This window comes from Gilliamella sp. Nev6-6, from assembly GCF_001690605.1.
Lineage (GTDB): Bacteria > Pseudomonadota > Gammaproteobacteria > Enterobacterales > Orbaceae > Gilliamella > Gilliamella apicola_C.
This window is the reverse complement of record NZ_LZHP01000093.1, coordinates 1-5,572: the sequence shown is the minus strand read 5'-3', so window position 1 is coordinate 5,572 and position 5,572 is coordinate 1. Positions and strand designations below refer to the sequence as shown.

The 5,572-nt window shown below is 31.4% G+C and carries 8 protein-coding genes; all 8 read left to right on the top strand.

Annotated features, from left to right (window positions below; all coding sequences use genetic code 11):
- Positions 1 to 444 (top strand): transposase (locus A9G42_RS11890; RefSeq protein WP_143426163.1); only part of this gene is annotated, 444 nt, incomplete at its 5' end.
- Positions 445 to 876, top strand: coding sequence for a DUF4123 domain-containing protein (locus tag A9G42_RS14885; RefSeq protein ID WP_082212174.1), 432 nt, complete (start codon positions 445 to 447; stop codon positions 874 to 876). It begins immediately after the preceding gene.
- Positions 873 to 1,622, top strand: a complete 750-nt coding sequence (locus A9G42_RS11885) for a hypothetical protein (protein ID WP_065653528.1) — start codon at positions 873 to 875, stop codon at positions 1,620 to 1,622. The genes A9G42_RS14885 and A9G42_RS11885 overlap by 4 nt, the downstream gene beginning before the upstream one ends.
- A complete protein-coding gene (locus A9G42_RS11880) occupies positions 1,623 to 3,038 on the top strand; it encodes a hypothetical protein (protein ID WP_065653527.1) in 1,416 nt (471 codons plus the stop codon).
- On the top strand, positions 3,028 to 3,816 hold the full coding sequence (locus tag A9G42_RS11875; RefSeq protein WP_065653526.1) for a hypothetical protein: 789 nt from the start codon (positions 3,028 to 3,030) through the stop codon (positions 3,814 to 3,816). Before A9G42_RS11880 ends, A9G42_RS11875 begins: the two co-directional genes overlap by 11 nt.
- A 458-nt stretch (positions 3,817 to 4,274) precedes the next feature.
- Positions 4,275 to 4,559 (top strand): hypothetical protein, encoded by a 285-nt coding sequence (locus A9G42_RS11870; RefSeq protein WP_065653525.1) that lies wholly within the window; start codon positions 4,275 to 4,277, stop codon positions 4,557 to 4,559.
- On the top strand, positions 4,540 to 5,019 hold the full coding sequence (locus tag A9G42_RS11865) for a hypothetical protein (protein WP_065653524.1): 480 nt from the start codon (positions 4,540 to 4,542) through the stop codon (positions 5,017 to 5,019). The genes A9G42_RS11870 and A9G42_RS11865 overlap by 20 nt, the downstream gene beginning before the upstream one ends.
- 195 nt (positions 5,020 to 5,214) lie before the next feature.
- On the top strand, positions 5,215 to 5,572 hold a 358-nt coding region (locus tag A9G42_RS11860; RefSeq protein ID WP_143426162.1), incomplete at its 3' end, for a hypothetical protein.

Here is a 5,572-nt window from a genome sequence, read left to right as displayed (position 1 = left end):
ATCCGCCATTCAATTAAGTATGTTGCCTCTAAACATCACAAAGCATTTATGAGCGATTTGAAACTTGTTTACAAGGCGGTCTCTCGTGAAGCAGCAATTGATGCATTAGATGAACTTGAGAAAAAATGGGGCGATAAGTATCCAATCGTCATCCAATCATGGCGTCGTAAATGGGATAATTTATCAGCTTATTTCCGCTATCCTGAGCCTATTCGTAAGGTGATTTATACCACCAATGCTATTGAGTCAATTCATCGACAATTTCGTAAATTAACAAAGACAAAAAGCGGATTTCCTAATGAAAATAGCCTACTTAAGCTGCTGTATTTAGGGTTGCAAAATGCGGAGAAAAAATGGACAATGCCAATCCAAAATTGGAATTTAGCATTGTCACAATTGATGATATTTTTTCCTAATCGTCTTGATAAGGTAATCTCTTTGTGAATTAAGCTGACACAGAATTATGAACAGTCTCATAATTTACGCTATAAATCGTTATTTTCTGGAACATCTGAAGAGTCAGCGGCAGAAGTTGGACCGGTATTAATTGAATTAAAACCGACTATCCATTCATCGTTTATTTCGACGTTAGTCACTTACCAAATAGAACACAAAACCCCAATATGGTTACAAACCTCTATTGCCTTTACCCCATTATTTAACACACTTCGAAAATTACTTTATGTTGAAAAGGAGGATGGCAGTCAGCATTTTTTCCGTTATTACGACCAGCTGTGCTTTGTAGGTTTTTGGTCAATAGCCAGTAAAAATCCTTACTACATAGGTATCCTGCGTAAAATCCATTGGGCTATCTGGCAATCAAGTCAACAACATTATCAGTATAACAACGACTATAAAATAGGAAATCATCTATGAAGCTAGTGATTACTAAAAAAGATATTGCTATGTTTGATGAATTGGTACAGGCTCGTGACATTACATATTACTACTGTCATTGTAAGGAAGTTTTTCCACTATGGGTTCAGTTAATGACTGAAAAAAACAGTAGGCAGGTTATTGAACAGGCACTTATAAAAGGAAAAGAAAATCAGTTCAAATTAGTCGACACTATTCGACTTTATCTAGATACCATGATTATGTTAGGTGAACATTTTCAAACAGATATTCAGTATACCTTATTTCGTAATATATTAAGCCAAATCGACGGTAATGAAATGTCGCGAGCCTCACAATTGTATGAACATTTGAATGACTACACACAAAAAGTAATAGGCGATGATGCTACCCATTTCAAAGAAATGATATTTTTGATATCAATTAGTCAGCTACCAGTCGGAGAGGAAGGTGATTTTACTATTGATATGTTACAATTTTTTAAATTTATCTATCCCCAGAAAGTCACCTTTGTGGGGGAGGCGATTTATCAGGAGTTGATAGAATGGGGACGTAAACAGGCATTAGTTAAATATGATTTTCAGGATTTAACGCAACAAGCAATTTATTTATTATTTTTATTTGTCTTAGGACAACATTTTGATACTGATCTAACCTGTTATTGGCTAAACTGGTCTGATATTGCGATGCAGATAAAAGCCAATACTTACACTTTAAAAGATTTAGCTAAAATATTGGCAAAAATAGTTATAGAAGGAGTAGAGTAAATGCCGAATACCCCTCCAATTGCCCCACCTAGCGCCGGTTCAGGTAGAATTGTAGGTAGTTCTATCATACCTTGTGACAAAATAGATATTAAAATTATAGAGGTTGAATGGCTTGAAAGTTATACTAGAGTGTGTCAACAAGATAAGCCAATTCCAAATTGGAAAGTTTGGAAATCATCAACCTCAACGACAACTACGCAAGTCAATTCGGACGATTTTTTCTATCAAGATTGTAGTGATAATCCTGCAGTTTATTTTATTCGCAGCTCCAGTATGGCAAATCACAAAAAAATAAAGCTAAAAGTTAGACTAAAAACAGTCTGTGGTGCAGCACTTCCTATTAGTACATCTGGAAACAAGGCTAAATTAATTCTTTCATTTGGTAACAAAAAATTTATCTCGAACGAATTTAGTTTGCCAGCAAAAGATGATGAAGAATCAGTTATTCTTGAGGGTGATATTGACCAGATTAGTTGGTTAATATCACCGACATTTTCGTTAGAGTACGAAGATAATGGTACAGCTATGACAAAAAATAATCTTTTTTCTGAAAAAATACCACTTGAAGCTTTTGTACTTTATGATGAACCAGCCAAATTTTATAAGAAAGGTGTTTGGGTTGAGGTATTACGTTTTCTATTCAAAAATACAGATATTAATAATGATCAAGACACTGTTGTTTCGGCAGGGAAAATAACTAAATATTGTCATAGTGAACATGGGATGGTATATGAGGCTATAAATGGTGCTAGCAGTTATTTTTTATTTGATTTTCATATACCTTATTTTATGAGCGAGTCAAACCAGGGGAAATTTGAATTAAGGGGATATTTATCGAAGACAAAGTATGGCTTATTCGGTTCTACAACAAAGAGAAATATTGTAAATTATTATGACCAAGCTGCGGCAGTTCAGTCATTATGTGGTGCATTAGGCATTATATCTAAATGGATTTATATGAAGCCTGTTGGTTATATAAAAACGACAAACCTAGTTGGAATTGGGAGCTGTAATAACCCTTTTTATAAATCTAATAATAGCAATAAAGTTGAATCTAGATTATTTGGTAAACCCGGTGAAGGGACTATACGAATGACATTTGACAATCATGTATTTGTTAGATTAAAAGAAACTGGAATTATTTTAGATGCGACAATCGGTCCTTATCTTGGAGATAAATCAATATTAGAATATGCTAATGAAGTGTTAGATATAAAAGTTAATTTTAAATTTAATCAAAGAATTGCCCAAATTCTTGGCGAGCGGACGCCACCAGAGGAATCTGTTTATCCAAAACCATTAACTGAATTGCCTTTAACACTTGAAGCTATAGAAAAGTCTTTCAAGGGTAAATATAAAGGTCATGAACATACTAGAGGTTATCCTATAAAAGGAGTATCAAAAATTGTTTGGTAAAAAAAATTTATTTATTTTGGGGATGGTTTGTTTTGTTGTTAACTTATCAAATTCATCATTAGCATTAGCCAATATAGCGCCAGAGGAAAATATTATGTCAGCAGTTGTTGTAACAAAAGAAACAATAGAATTAACACAAGAACAATTTTTTTCTCAAGAATTTGGGGGTACATTAAATAAACTAACAAACGCTAATATAAAAGCATATTTAGATTATTTCCAAAACAAAAAAATCATTAAAAATAATAATATAATCAATTTTTCAGATTTTATACAACAATCTGAAGATAAACAAATTAAGCAAATATCATTCGATACACATATAGCTGAAAAGTTATCAGCTGAATCGATAAATGGTAGAAATTATCGAATTGCACAAATAATGGAAAAAGAATATGTTGACAATTTAAATAACAAAAAATTGGCAAAAAGAGTCGTGTTAGGATTGCTCCCCAAAGATAAGGCATCTATGAAAGAGTCAGACCAATTTGTTGAAATTGATATACTACTTCTATTTATAAAAGATGCAAATTTTATGGCTAAATTTAATTTTATTCGCAGTTTAAATATTGATAATTCCTCAGGACGTTTTGCATATAATAAAGGGGAGTTGGGCACTTTTTCCCTTATGAATAAAACGTCAGAAACGGAAGGGAATATTATTGCGCTTTTTCATAATAGTAATTTCAAAATATGGTATGTAAACCTTGTAGAACAAGATGTTATGGAAATTGCTCAATGGATATTTGATAATATTGAGTTTAATTTTGCTGATTAATGCTAATAAAAAGCGGTATGGATTAGAGTATCCAAAATAATAGCAACCGACAAAATGAAAAACTTAGTTGCATTTATTTTAAAGATATTTTCTACAATAGATCATGCAGATGTAATGCCCACACCTCCATTTTTGACCGACCTTGAAAATTGTGCACAATTGGAAAAAGTGCATTTATATTTTCATAAATTAACGAATGAAATGAAGTAAAATTTTTTATTTAAAGAATACTAATTTGGGAAAACTTATAATAGGAGAAATAATATGAAAACACCTATAAACACAATGATTTTATTTTTTTCATTAGTTTGATAACAAATGATGTGTAATGAATGCTCATCCATTATTGGTGCAAAGCAGTATGATATTTCGCACTATTATCCCAAAATTGAAGAATCCATAGCATAGAAAGAAAGAAAATGAATAAAAAATAGCTGGTTAGTAAGCTAATAGCATTATTGGTCACCTTAGACCCAGTATCATGGTCAAAAAATGGTAAGCAGGCAAAACAGAAAAATGTAAAACGCTGGCTTAATGTGTATGTTGATTATAAAACAGCAAGCTGGTGGCGTACTGATAACTTTATTGCACGGATTGGTGGACCATGGCAAAAATGCCAAAACGCTGATGTGAATATGATAATTAACAGGGATATACTAGGTAATAACATTGATTATGGGCATGCGAACGCAAAAGAGATGTTTGAATTGGAGGGGATTAAAGATGAAGTTATTCAATTATAACTCTATTATATTAGCAACTACGTTATCACTAACGGGATGTTGTTTTTGTAGTGATACAGATACAATAGCAAGAGATTTGACTTACGATAACGTTGTTATATATTGTGAATCGAACCATTATGCATTTTGTGAGGTTTATGCGCAATGTTTTCTTGATGTTTTTGATCAATTAAATGTTTATCCGAGCAATCTCTATGGTCTAATAAATTTACCGTTTACAAATTCTTTATCACGATATAAAAAAGTAAGTGCTAAAAATTTTATGGATAATCTTTATTCTAGATTGAAAGAGGAAGAAAAAATAAATAGAGAAGTTATAAGTTTAGATGTTAGTTATCTGTTATATTCCCACAATCAATGTTCATCCATTATTGGTGTAAAACAATACGATATTTCGCACTATTATCCCAAAATTGAAAAATCCATAGAAAGAAAAAGAAAGAAAATGAATAAAAAATAGCAAGCTAGTTAATTAAGGTAATATAAAGTTCTCAACTTTTACAACTGAAGGCCTGTTTTATTCGGGTTATAGTGCTGAAAAAAACAGAATAGTGAAACTTTTTTGTCTAAATAAGTCACGAGATAAAATATATAAAAATAAATATCTTTTATACATTAAAATATAAGCAAATGTTAATTAAAATGGAGGTAAGAAGTGAAATTATTAAGCTATAAAAGTATTATTTTTACAACAACCATAATATTACTTACTGGATGTGGTAATGATTATTTTGCTGTAGAGAAGAAGTCAAAAATTGAGATTAATGATAAAGTAACTAAATATTGTGAAGCTAACCATTATTCATTTTGCGAAATTTATGCACGCTGTTATAACAATGTTGCTAGCTACTTATCTTTAAGTGCAAAATATAAACTTAAATTTATATCAGAGGCAGCAAGTGATCCCCAATATTCGCCGAATAATACAATGGATATAGTTTATTCCAAGTTAAAAGATAGTGAATCCAAATTAAAAGATGGCGAATCCGAATTAAAAAATAGCAAAGAAGAAT